The 18,599-nt window shown below is 37.8% G+C and carries 19 protein-coding genes; 9 read left to right on the top strand and 10 right to left on the bottom strand.

Features of this window, described 5'->3' with window-relative positions; all coding sequences use genetic code 11:
* Positions 1 to 22: 22 nt before the first annotated feature.
* Together gldC and gldB are read right to left on the bottom strand one after the other, a co-directional pair.
* A complete protein-coding gene (gldC, locus tag LCM02_RS13825; protein ID WP_224931288.1) occupies positions 23 to 361 on the bottom strand; it encodes a gliding motility protein GldC in 339 nt (112 codons plus the stop codon).
* A 55-nt stretch (positions 362 to 416) separates the two neighbouring features.
* Complete coding sequence (gldB, locus tag LCM02_RS13820) at positions 417 to 1,385, bottom strand: gliding motility lipoprotein GldB (RefSeq protein ID WP_224931286.1); 969 nt, start codon at positions 1,383 to 1,385, stop codon at positions 417 to 419.
* Between the two features lie 65 nt (positions 1,386 to 1,450).
* Here gldB and nadE point away from each other — a divergent pair, with 65 nt between their 5' ends.
* Positions 1,451 to 2,242 (top strand): NAD(+) synthase, encoded by a 792-nt coding sequence (nadE, locus tag LCM02_RS13815; RefSeq protein WP_224931284.1) that lies wholly within the window; start codon positions 1,451 to 1,453, stop codon positions 2,240 to 2,242.
* Here the strand turns inward: nadE and dnaG are convergent.
* The 7 genes from dnaG to LCM02_RS13780 form a co-directional block, all read right to left on the bottom strand.
* Complete coding sequence (gene dnaG / locus LCM02_RS13810; protein WP_224931282.1) at positions 2,239 to 4,215, bottom strand: DNA primase; 1,977 nt, start codon at positions 4,213 to 4,215, stop codon at positions 2,239 to 2,241. The genes nadE and dnaG overlap by 4 nt on opposite strands.
* A gap of 89 nt (positions 4,216 to 4,304) precedes the next feature.
* Positions 4,305 to 5,543, bottom strand: coding sequence for an ATP-dependent Clp protease ATP-binding subunit ClpX (gene clpX / locus LCM02_RS13805; RefSeq protein ID WP_224931280.1), 1,239 nt, complete (start codon positions 5,541 to 5,543; stop codon positions 4,305 to 4,307).
* Positions 5,544 to 5,580: 37 nt separating this feature from the next.
* On the bottom strand, positions 5,581 to 6,243 hold the full coding sequence (gene clpP, locus LCM02_RS13800; protein ID WP_224931278.1) for an ATP-dependent Clp endopeptidase proteolytic subunit ClpP: 663 nt from the start codon (positions 6,241 to 6,243) through the stop codon (positions 5,581 to 5,583).
* A 163-nt stretch (positions 6,244 to 6,406) separates the two neighbouring features.
* The gene (tig, locus tag LCM02_RS13795) at positions 6,407 to 7,729 is read right to left on the bottom strand and encodes a trigger factor (protein WP_224931275.1); all 1,323 of its coding nucleotides are present in this window, start codon (positions 7,727 to 7,729) and stop codon (positions 6,407 to 6,409) included.
* Between the two features lie 150 nt (positions 7,730 to 7,879).
* A complete protein-coding gene (locus tag LCM02_RS13790) occupies positions 7,880 to 8,221 on the bottom strand; it encodes a phage holin family protein (protein WP_224931273.1) in 342 nt (113 codons plus the stop codon).
* Positions 8,222 to 8,250: 29 nt separating this feature from the next.
* Complete coding sequence (locus LCM02_RS13785) at positions 8,251 to 9,021, bottom strand: alpha/beta fold hydrolase (protein ID WP_224931271.1); 771 nt, start codon at positions 9,019 to 9,021, stop codon at positions 8,251 to 8,253.
* Positions 9,021 to 9,734 carry a pyridoxine 5'-phosphate synthase gene (locus LCM02_RS13780; RefSeq protein ID WP_224931268.1) on the bottom strand — a complete coding sequence of 238 codons (714 nt, stop codon included), beginning with the start codon at positions 9,732 to 9,734 and terminating at the stop codon, positions 9,021 to 9,023. The genes LCM02_RS13785 and LCM02_RS13780 overlap by 1 nt, the downstream gene beginning before the upstream one ends.
* Before the next feature lie 108 nt (positions 9,735 to 9,842).
* Between LCM02_RS13780 and LCM02_RS13775 the strand changes: the two genes are divergently transcribed.
* From LCM02_RS13775 to LCM02_RS13745, 7 genes are all read left to right on the top strand, one after another.
* Entirely contained in the window at positions 9,843 to 10,502 is a 660-nt protein-coding gene (locus LCM02_RS13775) for a CBS domain-containing protein (RefSeq protein WP_224931266.1), read from the top strand.
* Positions 10,503 to 10,515: 13 nt separating this feature from the next.
* Positions 10,516 to 11,397 (top strand): NAD kinase, encoded by an 882-nt coding sequence (locus tag LCM02_RS13770; RefSeq protein ID WP_224931264.1) that lies wholly within the window; start codon positions 10,516 to 10,518, stop codon positions 11,395 to 11,397.
* 106 nt (positions 11,398 to 11,503) lie between these two features.
* Positions 11,504 to 12,172, top strand: a complete 669-nt coding sequence (gene porG, locus LCM02_RS13765) for a type IX secretion system protein PorG (protein WP_224931262.1) — start codon at positions 11,504 to 11,506, stop codon at positions 12,170 to 12,172.
* A 3-nt stretch (positions 12,173 to 12,175) separates the two neighbouring features.
* On the top strand, positions 12,176 to 12,928 hold the full coding sequence (locus LCM02_RS13760) for an isoprenyl transferase (protein WP_224931260.1): 753 nt from the start codon (positions 12,176 to 12,178) through the stop codon (positions 12,926 to 12,928).
* Entirely contained in the window at positions 12,900 to 15,542 is a 2,643-nt protein-coding gene (bamA, locus tag LCM02_RS13755; RefSeq protein ID WP_394369945.1) for an outer membrane protein assembly factor BamA, read from the top strand. The genes LCM02_RS13760 and bamA overlap by 29 nt, the downstream gene beginning before the upstream one ends.
* A 62-nt stretch (positions 15,543 to 15,604) precedes the next feature.
* A complete protein-coding gene (locus tag LCM02_RS13750) occupies positions 15,605 to 16,504 on the top strand; it encodes an OmpH family outer membrane protein (protein ID WP_224931255.1) in 900 nt (299 codons plus the stop codon).
* Between the two features lie 43 nt (positions 16,505 to 16,547).
* Positions 16,548 to 17,054: an OmpH family outer membrane protein gene (locus LCM02_RS13745; RefSeq protein WP_224931253.1), complete on the top strand. Its 507-nt coding sequence runs from the start codon at positions 16,548 to 16,550 to the stop codon at positions 17,052 to 17,054.
* A gap of 50 nt (positions 17,055 to 17,104) precedes the next feature.
* Here the strand turns inward: LCM02_RS13745 and LCM02_RS13740 are convergent, their stop codons facing one another.
* On the bottom strand, positions 17,105 to 17,614 hold the full coding sequence (locus LCM02_RS13740; RefSeq protein ID WP_224931251.1) for a gamma carbonic anhydrase family protein: 510 nt from the start codon (positions 17,612 to 17,614) through the stop codon (positions 17,105 to 17,107).
* A gap of 83 nt (positions 17,615 to 17,697) precedes the next feature.
* Between LCM02_RS13740 and LCM02_RS13735 the strand changes: the two genes are divergently transcribed.
* Entirely contained in the window at positions 17,698 to 18,582 is an 885-nt protein-coding gene (locus LCM02_RS13735; RefSeq protein WP_224931249.1) for a NifU family protein, read from the top strand.
* Positions 18,583 to 18,599 lie beyond the last annotated feature (17 nt).

Raw genomic sequence — 18,599 nt, 5'->3', positions numbered from 1 at the left:
TCGGCATAGTTTCAAAATTATGTTATTGCCTTTTGATACCCATTTTTTCAGCGTAATAATCGCAAAAATCACGCATTGTAGCACTCATTTTTTCATCACCCGTTGAGGTCTCAAATGTATCAGCCATCGAGACAAGAGTCTGATGAAAAAACTGAATCATTTCATTAACAGGCATTTCCTTGGTCCAAAGATTGATCTTATACGTATCCTTACCTGCTGAATCCCAAACCGACAACAATAATGCTTTGGCTTCCATGTCGGTAATTCCACCATCATCTGCTGACCAGTAGAGTTCTTCCGGAACCCTGTTTTCATCCAATCCTACTTTGATTCCTATTTCTGATTTGTGCTTTACTGCCATAATTTCTGATTTCTAAGTTGATAGAACTATTCTAAAATTCGATAAATGATATTTTTTATTTCTTCTTTGGCTTATACCGAGACTTCCTGAACAACTCCTCATTGTCCATCAGAATCATTTCCTTCAGGCTCGAATCGGAATTTTGCATAAATGAATTTACAATTTGCCATCCAAACCATACCCCTATCCTTCCCGGAGAATCTTTATCTACTTCCAAAAAGAACTTTGAAAAAGGGGCATCAGAGATAAACCTGTCCGTGAGACTCGCGTCATTTGAATATAACATTTCGTTCTCTACATAGTACTTCCATATGTCAACTTCGCTAATTTCGGCCCATTCAAACTGGGACCTCTCATAACCCATTATCTCATGATCGCTGACTTCCGGAAGAAATACAGACATGATATACATTTTCTTACCTTGCTGAATCATACGCGATATAAAAGAACCTGTTGATGCATTCATCAAAACAGGTTCCGCCAGTTTCTCAGCCACATCAACCACCATGTGCTCTTTTCGAAAATTTTGCTTGATGTAACCAGGATAGTCTGCATATACCTCATGATCCCTTCCTAAATAAACATCGAGTGACACCAACAATAAACTATCCGCAAATATGATCCTGTTCTCATAATCAACATTACTCAAAACCGTAATCACTTTTGGTTCTTTGAATTTTGGAAAATAATATTTTACATGTTTAAACAAGTCACTTAGTGTCTTTTCCTCTTCAGAAAAATCCCCAAAGACCTCCCGTCCTGAATTATAAAGAAACAATTCATCCTCATCAAGCATTTTTGAGGTCCATACAGAATCCGGATTACCCGCTGGAAACAGGTAAGGGAAATCTGATTTCAACTGATTGAGATTCTCAGGCCCGGAGGAATAGAATTTCTCGTCAAAGCGGATAATTTCCATGTTTAAATCGATCCCGGTGAGATCGATTCTCGTTTCATTTTTCTTTCCACATGAAATTAAACTAACCATAAAGAGAAAAACAAAAATGTATTTAATACTATTCATCTAAATAAATTGACCGGAAAAATTAATATTTTTGTGCCTCGCAAAACTAATAAATACTTGCCATAATGAAGACAGAAAAAATTATAAATCATATAGTAAACTGGTTGAAAGATTACGCCATTAAGGCTGGAGTGAACGGATTTGTTGTGGGAGTTTCCGGAGGTATCGATTCTGCGGTGACCTCCACCCTTTGCGCAAAAACCGGTCTGAAGGTACTTTGTCTTGAAATGCCTATTCACCAGGCCCCTTCACAGGTAAGTCGGGCTCTGAATCATATTGACTGGATGAAAAGCCGTTTTCCGAATGTTGAAATGACTCAGGTAAACCTAACCCAGGTTTTTGACAGCCTTATAGAAGCTTTGCCCACCGTGGAGAATGAAGAGGACAGATTTATGTCTCTGGCCAATACGAGAGCCAGACTCAGAATGACCTCTCTATATTATTTCGCTGCACTTCAGGGACTTCTTGTGGCCGGTACCGGAAACAAAGTAGAGGATTTTGGAGTTGGATTTTACACCAAATATGGAGATGGAGGAGTTGATCTGAGCCCAATTGCAGACCTTATGAAAAGTGAGGTATATGAACTGGCAAATTTTATGGGCATCAATCAGGATATCATAGAAGCAGCCCCAACAGACGGTCTTTGGGGAGATGATCGTACTGATGAAGATCAAATCGGCGCAAGTTACGACGAACTTGAATGGGCTATGCGATTTGTTGAATCAAAATCAAATCCTGATTCTCTTAAAACTAGAGAAAAACAGGTGCTTGAAATTTATACAAAAATGCATAAGGCGAATAAACATAAAATGGTACCCATACCGGTATGTGAGATCCCTATGGAGATGAAAAGTTAAATCACTCGGTTAAGTTTCTCAAAAAGAAGTTGTTTGAGCGCCGTATAATCCCTGATGGATTCAAGCATCTCAGTGTTGTCAATTTCCACAGTATCCTGTTCCTGATGATCTTTTAAATTACTTTTCAAATCTTGAATTTTTTCAGCAATCAAAAGTCTTCTCAGGTTATAAAGCACGTCCATTACCAATTTGGGCAGATAACTCTCTTTATTCTTTACATAAATATCGTGTTTCTCCCAATTGCTTAAAACATACCTTTCTTCATCCATCAAAATGTCTGTCACTGTGGATGCCACTTCCTGATCTTCGTGATTTGTAAACAGATCAGCGCTGATTTTCTCTTCCTGATTCAGAAGATGGATGATTTCATAATAAATCTTTAAAAAAATAGGATTGGTAAATTCAATCTCATCTTCCTGCAAGTGCATATAGATTTCTTTGCAAACCTCATTAGTGTAGTTGGTCTTCACTATTCTTTTTTTTCCGTCCTCGTCAGTTTCGGAGGTAAAATCTATAAAATCGACCTCTTGGTTACCATAGAGCAAAAGAATTTCTATTATCTTTTTTTCCATCTGAAACAGCTGATCGACCTTAATGGTTTCTTTGGTTTCTTTCTTTACTCCTGTGAAAGGGGTCTTTGCAATAGCTGGTACCGCACCACCACTTTTATTTTCTCGTTTTAAAATTTGAGACAATTCATTAAAGAGTACCGTTTCTGAAATATTCATGATCCTTGCGCATTCCTGAACATAGATTTCCTTCTGAATATTATTAGGGATCTTAGATATACTTGCTACAATGTCTCTTATAAGACCCGCTCTTTTGATCGGATCATTCTTCGTTTCTTCAAGGAGTAAAGAGGTTTTAAACTGAATAAAATCCTGAGAATTATCCTCCAAATAGGACTTCAATTCTTCCTCGGTTTTTGACCTGGCAAAACTATCAGGATCCTCGCCTTCGGGAAAAGTTACAACCTTAACGTTGAGTCCCTGTTCCAGAATAAGATCAATCCCACGAAGAGAAGCCCTGATTCCGGCTGCGTCACCATCAAACAAAACGGTAATGTTGTTGGTCAATCTATTGATCAATCGAATCTGATCCGCAGTTAAGGCAGTTCCTGAAGAGGCCACCACATTTTCTATTCCAGATTGCCACATTGAAATCACATCCGTATAACCTTCGACCAAATAACAATTGTCCTCTTTCGCTATGCTTTGTTTTGCCTGATAAATACCATAAAGAATCTTACTTTTGTGGTAAATGATGCTTTCAGGAGAGTTGAGATATTTTGCAGCTCTTTTGTCTGAGGATAAGGTTCTTCCCCCGAAACCCAGAATTCTTCCACTCATACTGTGGATCGGGAACATCACGCGTCCTTTGAAACGGTCAAATTTTCTATTCTCTTTAACAATGGTCAACCCTGTACCTTCCAGAAATTCCAATTCGTATTTCTTTTCCAGTGCGCTATCGGTGAATGCCGACCATTCATCTGTACTATATCCTAGTTCAAATTTTTTGATCGTATCATCAGTAAATCCTCTTTCCTTAAAATAGGTAAGTCCTATCGCTTTTCCCTTTTCCGAATTCCACAGGATATCTGTGAAGTAATTTTTAGCATACTCAGATACCAGAAAAAGGCTTTCTCTTTCATCTGATCGCTTCTTTTCTTCATTGCTCTGAACCGTTTCTTCAATTTCAATTTGATATTTTTTGGCAAGATATCGAATCGCTTCAGGATATGAATAATGCTCATGTTCCATTAAAAAAGTAATGGCATTACCCCCTTTACCTGTGCTGAAATCTTTCCATATCTGCTTGACAGGAGAAACCATAAAAGACGGTGTTTTCTCATCCGCAAAAGGACTCAGTCCCTTAAAATTTGAGCCAGCCTTTTTTAAATTAACAAAGTCTCCGATGACCTCCTCCACCCTGGCGGTTTCAAATACTTTATCAATTGTTGTTCTTGCTATCATATGGATAGGAAAATTCTAAGGATATAAAGATAAAAAAACTGCCAGATCCTGACAGTTTCATATTTTCAATGATCAAAAGAAATAAAAAATTAAGAAACCGCCTTCAACTTTTTAATGGTTGATTTCGTCAGTTTTCCTTCTGCGTATTTCTTTGTTACTTTTAAAGTTGTTTCATCAGCTCCAGGCATGTCGAACATGGCATCGGTCAAAATTTCTTCGCATAATGACCTCAGGCCTCGGGCTCCGAGTTTATACTCAACCGCCTTATCTACAATATATTCAAGTGCAGCTTCATTGATCTCAAATTTTATACCGTCCATTTCAAACAACTTTGTGTATTGTTTGATCAATGCATTCTTTGGTTCTGTCAAAATTGACCTAAGTGTCTCTTTGTCAAGTGGCCTCATAAAAGTGAGAGCCGGCAACCTACCAATAATTTCAGGAATAAGACCAAAATTCTTAAGATCAGAAGGAATGATATACTGTAACAAATTCTCTTCATCTATTTTATCCTCTGAAATAGAAGCCGAATATCCTACGGCCTGCATATTCAATCGCTTACTGATTACTTTATCAATACCACTAAAAGCTCCCCCTGCAATAAACAAGATGTTTTTTGTATTTACTTCTACAAATTTTTGATCAGGATGCTTTCTGCCTCCTTTTGGGGGTACGTTAACAACCGTTCCTTCCAAAAGCTTTAAAAGTGCCTGCTGGACCCCTTCTCCTGAAACATCTCTGGTAATAGATGGGTTATCGCTTTTTCTGGCAATTTTATCAATTTCATCAATAAATACAATTCCCCTTTCCGCCTTGTCTACTTTATAATCCGCCGCCTGTAACAATCTTGTAAGAATCGTTTCAACGTCCTCACCTACATAACCCGCTTCGGTAAGTACTGTTGCATCAACTATCGCGAAAGGCACGTCAAGCATTTTCGCAATTGTTCTTGCAATCAGGGTTTTACCGGTACCTGTTTCTCCTACTAAGACAATGTTACTTTTCTCAATTTCTATGTCATCCTCCTTTGAAGAAGGCTGTTGAAGTAATCTCTTGTAATGATTGTACACAGCAACAGACATTACTTTTTTTGCCTGATTCTGACCTATGATATACTGATCCAAAAATGTTTTGATCTCCCTGGGTTTCTTTACCAGAAAATCAGAGGTTGAGGACTTTTTTTCATTAATCGACTCCTCTAAGACAATGCCATGTGCCTGTTCGATACATTTATCGCAAATATGCGAATCGACCCCGGCTATCAACAAATTGGTCTCCTCCTTCTTTCTTTTACAAAACGAACATTCAAGTTCTTCTTTCTTCGCCATTTTCCAAATATTTAAACGGGATCACACCGCAATACGATTATTTATTTCTTGTTAGTACTTCATCAATCATGCCATAAGTTTTAGCTTCTTCCGCTTTCATCCAATAATCTCGGTCCGAATCATCATGAACCTTCTTTACTTTTTGGCCTGAATGCTTTGCAATAATGGCATAAAGTTCATCTTTCAATTTTAAAATTTCTCTGGCAGTAATTTCTATATCTGATGCCTGTCCCTGTGCACCACCCAGTGGTTGATGTATCATAATTCTGGAATGAGGCAAGGCAGATCGTTTTCCTTTCTCACCCGCACACATCAATACGGCCCCCATAGATGCAGCCATACCCGTACATATAGTCGCCACATCCGGTTTAATAAACTGCATGGTATCATAAATACCGAGACCTGCATAGACTCCTCCTCCCGGAGAATTGATATAAATTGAAATGTCTTTTGAAGAGTCAACACTCTCAAGAAACAATAACTGGGCCTGAATGATATTAGCTACCTGATCGTTGATACCCGTTCCCAGAAATATGATTCTATCCATCATCAACCGGGAAAAAACATCCATCTGAGCAACATTAAGTTGTCTTTCTTCAATGATATAAGGGGTTACACTACTTATGATCTGATCAACGTACAAACTGTTGATTCCCTGATCTTTTACAGCGAATTTTTTAAACTCATTTCCTATATTCATAAATATTTTTTTATTCAATTAGTCTGTAAATATACTAATTAATTAGCATGTTCGCATCACCATTCCTTTGGTGGACCACTGTGCCTGTATCCAAGAAACAAAGAGGTACAAAAAAACTCCATAATCGTAAATTCATTATGGAGTTTATTTATGTTAAAAAAAATTATTTGTAAACCTCTTTTACAAAATCTTCGTAAGTAACTTCTTTGGTCTTCAGTTTAATATTCTCTTTAAAAAAGGCCAGCAATTTTTCATTCTTTAACTGGTCTGACAGCCTTTTTACCTCTTCCTGATTCGATAATACCCGATTTACAATATCTTCCAATTGCTTATCCTCTATATTACTGTCTCCAAACTGAGCCATCTGAGCCTTAACAAATCCTTTCGTGTATTCTTTAAGATCATCGTAGGTTACCTGAAGATTGTTGTCAGTCATCAGCTTTCCTTCAATCAACTGGTATCTTAAACCTTTTTCAGATCTCTCATACTCTTCACCTGCTTGCTCTGGTGTCATTGGTTTCTCACCTGAAACAGCCAGCCATTTTTTAAGGAATTCTGCCGGTAAATCAAATTTTGTATTCTCGATAAGGCTTTCTGTTACAGCATTCAGTAACTGCTGATCCGCCTGAGAAGCAAACTGTTTCTCGGCATCTTCTTTTAACTTGTTCTTAAATTCCTCCTCACTTTTTATCAACCCTGCACCAAATAATTTATCAAATAACTCCTGATTTAATTCAGCTAATTCAGTTCTTGAAATTTCTTCTATTTTCAATGTCAAAGGAGCCTCAAAAGCATGAGCATCATCATGCGACAGACCCAAAACATTCATTAACATATGATCATCAGTGAACAAGTTTTTTGATTTAAGCTCCAGAGTATCCCCAACTTTTGATCCTAAAAACTTCTTCAGGTTGATTTTCCCTTTAACCTTTTCCAATTTGAAAGTTGACTTCTTTTCAATATCTTTCTCCTCATTGGTAAAGGTCCCAGTAATGTTCGAATTTTCCTCCACCTCCTGCTGAGTGATCAATTTCCCGTATTGTTCCCTGATATTGTCAATCTGATTGTTAACCATTTTGTCGTCAGCGACAATTTTGTAAGCAGTAATTGCCTTTTTAGGTTTTAAATTCACCTCAAATTCCGGAGCTAAGCCTAATTCAAACTCAAAACTGAACTGATCTTCATCCCATGAAAAATCCTCCTTCATCTTTGGAAGCGGATTCCCAAGAACATCCAGTTTCTCCTCAACTAAAAATTTATTAAGAGATTCCTGGAGAAGCTTGTTCACTTCGTCAATCATAACCGATTTCCCGTACTGTTTTTTTACAAGACTCATTGGAACGTGTCCTTTTCTGAATCCTGGAATATTGGCCTTCTTTCTGTAATCATTTAGCTGGCTATCAACTTTATCCTGATAATCATTTGCCGTAATATCAATCTTCACAACCGAATTCAGCGCATCAATGTCTTCTTTGGTAATCTTCATTCTAAATAAATTTATCTCTTTTTTAAAAAATTGAGGGTGCAAAAATAATCATTTTACCTCAATTAAATGCAATTAATCCTGCATTTACTGATATAAATTGACCTAATCTTATGTTAAAATTTGATATCAATGACTTGATCTTGAGTCAGATCAATCTTTTTCGATCAGTTTATGAAGGATGGATTCAACAAACGAGAGTAAAATACTGAATAAAAGAGCCGTCCAGAACCCAGAAACGCTAAACCCATCGATCCAGGAATTTGCCAACAGTATCATTGCAGCATTAATTACAAAAAGGAACAATCCAAGTGTAAGGATTGTGACCGGTAAAGTGAGAATCACCAAAATAGGTTTCAAAATTGAGAACAAAAGTCCTACGATAAATGCTACCCAGATTGCCGTACCGTAATCATCAACCTCCACACCGGGTAAAAAATACGCAATAAGCAAAACAGCAACTGCCGTTAACAAAACTTTAAAGATATAATTCATAGAACAGGGAGTTATTCAGTTAAGGCAAATTAGTCATTTTCAAGGAATCCCACAACATAATCATAAAAATCAGAAGGATTTTCTGAATGTAGCCAGTGGCTTGCCCGCTGGACAACCTGTATTCTTGAATTTGGAAAATGGGCCATGATCAGATCCTCATCAGCACTGGTTATATATCCAGACAAGGCGCCTTTTAAAAACAAAACCTTTCCCTCAAAAATAGTTCTTGGTGGAAGTGGTACCCCAACTTCTTCATATAGATCCTCTAAAACCGGGAAATTAAATCGAAAAGCAAGTTCATCGGGCGTTTTTCGATATACACTCTTTAAAAGAAACTGCCTGATGCCCATATCGGGTATGTGTTTTTTTAAAGTCTGTTCAATTTCTGCACGCGAAGTCATCGTTTCAAAATCTACTTCTCCCAGGGCATCCAAAATACTTTGATGATGAGGAGGATAATACTTAGGCCCGATATCGGCCACGATCAGATTCTTTACTTTCTCAGGGTATTCAACCGAAAATAACATTCCCGTTTTCCCTCCCATGGAATGTCCAAGAATATGCGCGCTTTCCAGATGATGATGATTCATGTAATTCATCAAATCTTCTGACATCAGTTCATACGAGAAATCATCAGAATGAAAACTTCTTCCATGATTTCGCTGATCAACTATATGAACCTGAAAATCTTCAGCAAACCTGTTTGCCAGCGTTTTCCAGTTATCTCCCATACCCAGAAATCCATGTAATATGATCAAGGGCTCCCCTTTTCCTAAAATAAGTGAGTGCAGTACGCTCATCAGCTCAATTTTTGAAGGTACATACTCACCACATTTTGCAGCCCAAAATAGAGTGCCTCAGCAATCAAAGCATGCCCTATCGAAACTTCTAAAACACCAGGTACCTGCGACACAAAAAAGTGGAGATTATCAAGGCTAAGGTCATGACCTGCATTAATACCTAAACCCAGATCAGTTGCTTTTCTCGCGCTCTCCGCATAGGGTAAAACCCCTTGCTTGTCTCCTCGGGCGAACGAAACAGCATAGGCTTCAGTGTACAATTCTATTCTGTCCGTTTCTGTGGCTGCAGCGGATTCCATCATAGAAGGAACAGGGTCCATAAAAATTGAGGTCCTGATTCCGTTTCTTTTGAACTCACCAACTACTTCCTTTAGAAAACTCGCATGCTTTACGGTATCCCATCCTGCATTTGAAGTTATTGCATCAACCGCATCAGGAACAAGTGTTACCTGATCGGGTTTTACTTTTAACACCAGGTCCACAAATTCCGGAATCGGATTTCCTTCTATATTGAACTCCGTTCTTACTACCTCTTTCAAATCCAGGGCATCCTGATACCTTATATGTCTTTCATCCGGTCGCGGATGAATCGTAATACCTTCAGCCCCAAAATCCTGAATGTCTCGAGCTACCTTTAAAAGGTCCGGGACGTTCCCTCCTCTTGCATTCCTTAAAGTCGCAATTTTATTGATATTGACGCTTAATTTTGTCATTGGTTGTTTATTTATATTTTTAATAAAAAAGATATCCTATCTTTACACTCCAGTTCGTTTGAATCGGTTGACAAAATTACGATTTTATCTCAAGTAACCTTGTATTTTATGCAAACCATCAACTACATATTAAAAGACATCGTACCTTTTGAACTCAATGTTGAAGTTCTGGAGATGAAGGAAACTTTTGAGATGTTTCCATTTTCTCATTTGCCGGTAGTGGATGATAAATTATTCTATGGAGCTATTGCACATGAAGAAGTTGAGATGATGCGTCCTGATAAGCAGAAACTAAATGAATTTAAGCATCAGATTCAACCTTTTTACGTAACCGAAAATATGAACTGGTTTGAGGTTTTACAAAATTTTGCTACGCACAATACAAATCTAATGCCCATATTGAATTCAGAAAAAGAATATATTGGATATTATGAACTGGATGATTTTCTAAACCTTTTCAAGTGCACGCCTTTTTTACATGAAGAAGGAGTCATTTTGGTTGTTTCCAAGAATATTAAGGACTACTCTTTTAGTGAAATTTCTCAAATTGTTGAATCCAACAACGCTACCTTATTTGGTGCTTTTGTTTCCATGATAGATGCTGATGTGGCCCATATTACTTTAAAATTAAGCCTGCATGATATCAATAACACCTTGCATTCTTTTAGACGCTATAATTATGAGATCCTAAATGAATTTGAAAAAGATAAATACCTCGAGGAACTCAACGACCGCTCCAACTATCTGCAGAAATACCTGAATATTTAGAACTTTGATATCCATGAAAGTAGGAATCTTTGGACAATCCAATAACCAGATTACCATGAAATACGTGCAAGAGCTAGTTAAGCTCTGCAAAGAATATAGTGTTTCCATGGTTTTTGAGGAAAACTTTTTACAAGGATTCAACCAGCTTTCAAGACAATTGAAGCCAGAAACTTTTTCAGATTATCAGGACCTGAATAAAGACATTGATTTTTTCTTTTCAGTAGGTGGTGACGGTACCTTTTTAAGGTCAGTAACTTTTATCAGAGACCTAAATATCCCTGTAATTGGAATCAACACCGGAAGACTTGGATTTCTGGCCAATATTCCCAAAGAAAGTATGGGAAGGGCATTTGAACAGATTATGAAAGGAGAATTTAAGGTGCAGGAACGATCGCTTTTGACCGTTCACACCAAGGAAAGAAACAATGAAATGGGAACGCTCAACTTCGCCTTGAATGAGATTACGATAACGAGAAAGAATACGGCATCCATGATTAGAGTCGATACGAATCTGGATGATGAATTTCTGACCAGCTACTGGAGTGACGGGCTTATTATTTCAACTCCGACCGGATCAACTGGATATTCTTTAAGTTGCGGTGGCCCCATCATATCCCCTACTTCAAAGAATATCGTATTAACGCCAATTGCACCACATAGTCTGGCTGTGAGGCCCCTTGTCATTCCAGATCAGACTCGTATTGAATTGCATATTGACAGCAGGGCCGATGAGGTTCTTTTGACTTTGGATTCGAGAATGTATACACTGGACAATAAATCAAGGGTTGTCATCAATAAAAGTCCATTCTGTATCAAAACCCTGCAGCTAACTGAACAAACTTTTATAAAAACCTTGAGGGAAAAGCTTCTCTGGGGAGAAGACAAACGCAACTAAACTGTTGAATATAATACAATTTTACGCTTAAAAATCTGTTAATCAAAAAAGAGCATTCATTTAAACCAAATGCAAATGTATTTTTTTATATTTGCCACCTATTTTTATGAAGAAAAAGATTGTATTTGTAATCCTGTTTTTCTGTGTCTCCGGAGGGGTTTTTTCACAAATTAACGAGATTGGAATTTTTGCAGGAGGAAGTAACTATATTGGCGATATTGGTCGAACCAATTATATATACCCAAACAGCTTCGCCGTAGGGGGAATTTATAAATGGAACATGCATCCTCACTATTCAATCAGGGCTACATATATCTATTCGAAATTATCGGGAGATGATTCCGAATCGAATAATTCATTCAGAAAATACAGAGACCTTAGTTTCACTAATGACATACATGAACTGGCTGTTGGAATTGAGTATCACTTTTTCAAATACAGTTTGAGCAAAACGGGTTATACCAATACGCCTTATGTGTTTATTGAAGCAGGGACAGTAAATTACGGAATAAGTGAAGAATTGGGTGGTGGTCGTACTTTTAATTTTACAATGCCTTTTGGTGCCGGATTTAAGACCATATTGGCTCCGAGTATAGGAATTGGTTTTGAATTAGGATTCAGGTATACGTTCAAAGATGATATTGACAGTTACCCATATGATTTGGAAAGCCCCAATGTTCAGATTAACCCGAACAATAATGACTGGTATGTCTTTACAGGAATTACTTTGGTTTTCGGATTTGGAAGAGAAGGGTGTTATACAGGAAGTTTTTAGCTTATGCAAGCGGATATTCAAATAGATAAAAATTATATTCCCAAACATGTTGCCGTTATTATGGATGGCAACGGAAGATGGGCGAGAAACAAAGGTTTAAAAAGGGTTCTTGGTCATCAGAAAGGTGTGGAATCGGTTCGACAGACCGTAGAGGCATCTGTAGAACTTGGAATAGAGGCCCTTACGCTTTATGCTTTTTCAACGGAAAACTGGAAAAGGCCAAAAATTGAGATCGATACGTTGATGAGCATCCTTGTAAGTTCTCTAAAAAAGGAAATATCGACTTTCCAAAAAAACGATATCAAACTTCAGGCAATCGGAAATTTGGACAAACTTCCTTCAAAGGCAAGAAACCAATTGCATGAAGTGATAAAAATGACAGAGAATAATAAGGCCATGACCTTGACTCTTGCCCTTAACTACGGGGCTAAAGAGGAATTGATCAGAGCCACAAAATCCATTTCTAAAAAAATTGTTAATAATGAATTAAAAATCGAAGAAATTGATGAAAAAATTATAAATAGTCATTTATATACATTTACTTTGCCCGTCGTTGATTTTTTGATCCGAACGAGTGGGGAAATGCGCATTAGCAATTTTTTATTATGGCAGATTGCATATGCCGAATTGTATTTTACTGATATTTTATGGCCCGATTTTAGGAAGAAGGACTTTTACGAAGCGATACTGAATTATCAAAGAAGAGAAAGACGATTTGGAAAAACAAGTGAACAAATTGAAAGCAGTAATAAATAAATTAGAAAATACGGCGCTTCCGATATTTTTTATGTTCTTTATTCTTACTGTGAATGGGCAGGTTACTAGCCAAAACAATACCACAAAACAAGATTCAGTTCCTGCTGCTCAGGTGGAAAAGGATTCACTTGGCTTACAAGGTATTCAGGCAGACACGATAAAACCAGTTGTTAGTCCATCGGATACCATAAAAAAAGTTCCCCCAAAACCCATAAAACTTGAAAAGAACAAGAAATACGTTTTAGGAGGCGTCTCCGTAGTTGGGAATGAAACTATTTCTGAACAATCTATTCTTATTTTCTCCGGACTTAGCCCTGGACAACAGATTAAAATTCCGGGAGATAAACTTTCTTCTTCCATTAAACGATTATGGAGTTCCAAACTGTTTTCGAATGTGGACGTTTATGTGACACAGCTGGATGGTGAAGCTGTTTATCTCGAAATCAATGTAAAAGAACTGGACAAAGTAGGTAAGCTTAGAATAACCGGACTAAAAAAGTCTAAAATTGAAGACCTGGAAAAAGAAATTGAATTTCAGCCAGGATCCATGCTGACCGAAAACCTCATCACCACAACCGAAAACTATATCAAGGACAAGTACAGGGAAAAAGGGTACCTCAAAACCAAGGTAACGATCAACACCAGAAAAGACACGAGTTTGCCGAATACTCAGGACGCACTGATATCAATTGACCGGGGCAATAAAATAAAGATAAAAAATATCCGATTTCATGGAAATACGGCTTTTTCAGATAAAAAGTTGAAGAAAACCATGAAAAAGACAAAAGAGAAAGGAATAACCAGGATATTTTCCCCTTCAAAATTTGTTGAAGATCTCTATGAAGAAGATCTTGATATGGTGGTTGAACTGTTTCAGGAGAAAGGATTCCGTGATGCACTTATCCTAAAAGATTCCATATCATGGAATGAAGATAATACCATCAATCTGGACATCTTCATGACCCAGGGTCAACGTTACAAATTTGGTACGATTAGCTTCCTGGGCAATACGGTATTTACCGATCAGCAGCTGCAGAGCATACTTAGAATCGATAAAGGGGTAACCTATAACGGTAAGGCCCTGAATGAGCGCGTTTATGGTGACGGGACCCCTGAATCACAAGATATTACTAACACCTATTTGGATAACGGTTATTTATTTTCTCGTGTGAATGCGGTGGAAACCAGTGCGGCGAACAACACTATCGATCTTGAAATTAGAATCATTGAGGATGAACCGGCTACCATCAGAAAAGTAACCGTAAAGGGTAACGATGTTACAAATGACCATGTAATTTTCAGAGAAATACGGACTAAACCCGGTGATCTTTTCAGTAAAAGTGATATCGTCAGATCGATTCGTGAACTCGGTCAGCTTGGATTTATCGATCCGGAAAATATTGTTCCTGACGTTCAACCCAATTTTGCAGATAAAACAACCGACATTGAGTTTTCGGTTTCCGAAAAAGGATCGAGTCAGATCGAACTTCAGGGTGGATATGGAGGTGGAACCTTTGTAGGAACTCTGGGGCTTTCTTTTAACAACTTTGCGGTTAGGAACCTTTTCAATTTTGATGAATACAAACCAGTTCCAAGAGGAGACGGTCAGACTGTAGCTCTTAGGCTTCAGGTGAGTAAATTTTACAGAACCTACAGTTTGTCGTTTTCGGAGCCATGGATGGGGGGTAAAAAACCAAAAGGTTTTAATTTCTCGATTTACAACTCGAGCCAGTTTGGATTTGACCCGTTTACCAATGACGTGGATAAGGATCAACTACTGGATATAATTGGTGCCTCTGTTGGTCTTAGCCAGCGATTGAAATGGCCTGATGACTTTTTCACTTTATCGACATCATTGAATTACCAAAGATTTAAACTTAAGAATTATACGATTTCATCCTTTGATTTTGATAATGGTATTTCAAACAACTTTAACTTCGCGGTTAATTTTGGTAGAAGTTCTGCAGGACCTAACCCTGTATTCCCTTCAGGTGGGTCTCAATTTAATGTATTGTTAAAACTTACTCCACCCTATTCACTATTTGACGACAAAGATTACACGGATCTTCCCGACGAAGAGAAGTACAAATGGATCGAATTCTATAAGATTGTTTTTACAGGAAAATGGTACAGCCCTGTGGTTGGAAAACTAGTACTCATGTCTAATGCTGAATTAGGATTCCTGGGCTACTACAACGATGAAATTGGAGCCCCTCCCTTTGAAAGGTTTTACGTGGGTGGAGATGGAATGCAACAAGGAAGATTTGATGGTAGAACCACCATTGCCCTGAGAGGTTATCCGAACTCGAGCTTGTCCTCTCAAACAGGAGGAACAATCTACAATAAAGTCGCTTTTGAATTACGATATCCGATTACATTGAAACCTTCAGCGTCTATTTATGCACTGTCATTTTTAGAGGGAGGTAATTCATGGAATGAATTTGAAGAATACAGACCATTCACCCTAAAAAGGTCGGCAGGTGCAGGTCTGAGAGTTTTTATGCCGGCATTTGGATTGCTTGGGGTTGATTTCGGATATGGTTTCGATACAATTCCCGGATCCAATCAAATATCAGGATGGCAAACACATTTCATCATTGGGCAACAATTTTAAGCTAAATTGCTATATTTGCCCCAATCAAGAAATGGCACGATATTTTCTTGAATACTAATAGAATGAGAGTAAAAAGGGTTTTAATTATTGTCCTTATATGTTTAAGCTCTATTGTAGAGGCTCAGAAGCCACAACGGGTTGCCTATATTGACATGAATTATATTTTGGAAAATGTTCCTGAATATGCAAGTGCTCAAGCTCAGTTAGATGCCAAAGTACAAACCTGGCAGCAAAAACTCGACGGCCTTTCAGGCGAAATTGAACAGTTAAAAACTGACTTGAGTAACGAAAAATCCCTTTTGACAAAGGAGTTGATTGGTGAAAGAGAAGAAGACATAGCAATCAAAGAAGAAGAGTTTAGACGATTGCAGCAGGCCTATTTCGGGCCTACGGGAGATCTTTTTCAAATGCGAAAACAATTTGTTAAGCCTGTTCAGGATCAGGTATACAATGCTATACAGGATATTGCAGCTAAAAAAAGATATGATTTCGTATTTGATAAATCAAGTGACCTGATCATGCTTTACAGTAATAGTAAATATGATATAAGCGAGCTTGTATTGAATGCTATCGTTAAGAACAGAAAGCGAAAAGCAGTAGAGGACCTTAAAAAGGAACGAATTGCAAAAGCAGGTGTTGTAACTACACCTACTGTTCTTGAAGATGATACTGAGGAAGATTCAAATGAGCAGAATTTGGATCCGGCGGAAGCTGAAGCGGCTGCGGCCGGGGCAGATGAAATGGAAGCCGAAAATGAAGTTAAAACTGAAGAACAGTTGAAACTGGAGGCAAGGCAGGCCAAACGGGAGGAACTGAAAGCGAGAATCAAAGCTCAACAAGAAGCAAGAGCCAAAATGAGAGATTCTTTAAAAAGAGTTGCTGAAGAAAAAAGAGCTGCTAAATTGAAAGAAATTGAAGATAGAAAAAAACAGAGGGAAGAAGCAATAGAAAACAAAAATTAAACAAGTAAAAACAAAAAAATTATTAATAACAAACTAGAGAAAAATGAAATTACTTAGAAATTTATTCGTGGCATGTGCCCTTTTGATGGCTTTTAATTCAGTACAGGCCCAAAACGTTGCACATATTGATAGCGAACAACTTTTGATGGCAATGCCGGAAACGAAAGCGATGGAGACAGAATTGAAAAAAGTTCAGCAAACCTATGCCGACGAGTACAATGCACAGGCTACAGCTTTACAGGCAAAATTGCAAAAATATGATGCTGAAGCCCCAACCCAGACTGATGCCAAAAACGAAGAAAGAAGAGTTGAGGTAGAAGGTTTGAAGCAAAAAATTCAAAAGTATGCGCAAACTGCTGATCAGGAAATTCAGAAAAAAAGATTTGATCTTTTAAAGCCAATTGTTGAAAAAGCGCAGAAAGCCGTTAGTGAAGTAGCTACTGAAAAAGGCTTCAAATATGTTCTGGATTCTTCTCCGGGAAAAGGATTGATCGTTTTTGAAGGTGAAGACTTAATGCCTGCGGTAAAAGCTAAACTGGGAATACAATAAAACTTTCCTGCCTGTTATATAAAAAAACATCCTTTTCCCGGGATGTTTTTTTATTTGTACCAACCGGAATACTTAATATAATTATTGGCAATTCGATCGATTTCTCCAGCGATCAGTTCCTGGTCAATATCCTTGATCTTTTTAGCCGGGGTTCCTGCATAAACCGAGCCTGATGGTATCACCGTCCCTTTGGTCACAACCGCACCAGCAGCAATAATACTATTGCTTTCAACAATACAATCATCCATTACAATGGCTCCCATGCCGATCAAAACATTGTCGTGCACTGTACAACCGTGTACCAATGCGTTATGGCCAATTGAAACATTATTCCCAATAGTTGTTGGAGATTTTTGATAGGTAGCATGAATTACGGCTCCATCCTGAACATTCACCTTATTTCCAATTTTGATATAATGAACATCTCCTCGAATAACCGCATTGAACCAAACACTGCAATCGTCACCCATGCTTACATCACCTACGACCACCGAATTCTCGGCAAAAAAACAATTCTTTCCGTAATTAGGTTTGTTCCCGTTCAGTTCTTTAATGATCATTGTCTTTTTTTAGATTCATTTAACATAAGTGTCAAAAGTAAGAAAAAATACTTTCGTAAATTTGCTTTCCCAATAATCATCTTATGAACAAAATTACTATAGAACATACTTCAAACCCGGCAATAATCAAGTTTGTAGCCAGCAAGATACTTACAGAAAGCAGTTATGAATACAACTCAATTGACGATGCGAAAAACTCTACTTTGGTTCAACAGCTTTTTCATTTGCCTTTTGTAAAAAAAGTCTTTATCAGCGCCAATTTTATCGCTTTGGAAAAATTCGATATTCTTGAATGGAGCGAGGTTGAAAAAGAACTGCTGGAAATACTGGAGGCCTATCTCGATCAAAATAACTCAGTGTTCACCGAAGACACCAAAGAACAGATCGTTGAAGTTTACGCGGAGAGCACTCCAAATCCAAATGTTCAAAAATTCGTTACCAATAAGTTATTGAGTAACCAGAACATTGAATTAAATAAGAAGGAAGATGCTTATGAGGTGCCTTTGGCATATGAACTTTTTGAATTTCCGTTTGTCAAAGAGGTTTTCATCTCTGACAACTATGTATCAATACAAAAAACCAACGATCTTGAATGGTTTGAGATCAATAATGCCCTGAGAGATTTCTTAAAAGAATACCTGCAAAGTGACCGGCGTATTGTTTCAGAAACTTATCGACCCACTCCTCAGGCAGGAAGTGAAAATAAGGAAGTTTTCAAAACAACTGATGACGAAATTTCAAAGCAGATCATTGCGGTTCTGGAGGAATATATTAAACCCGCAGTTGCCGGTGATGGGGGAAATATCCAGTTTTTGTCTTATGAGGAAGAGACCAAAGAAGTCAATGTTTTACTTCAGGGTGCCTGTAACGGATGTCCTTCCTCCACAATTACATTAAAAAATGGCATTGAAGCAACCTTAAAACAACTGTTACCAGGAAAAATCGGTACTGTAAATGCCCTTAACTAAAATCACGTTTTACATCC

This window comes from Lutimonas saemankumensis (assembly GCF_020171465.1).
GTDB lineage: Bacteria > Bacteroidota > Bacteroidia > Flavobacteriales > Flavobacteriaceae > Lutimonas > Lutimonas saemankumensis.
This window is presented reverse-complemented; position numbering and strand designations above follow the sequence as displayed.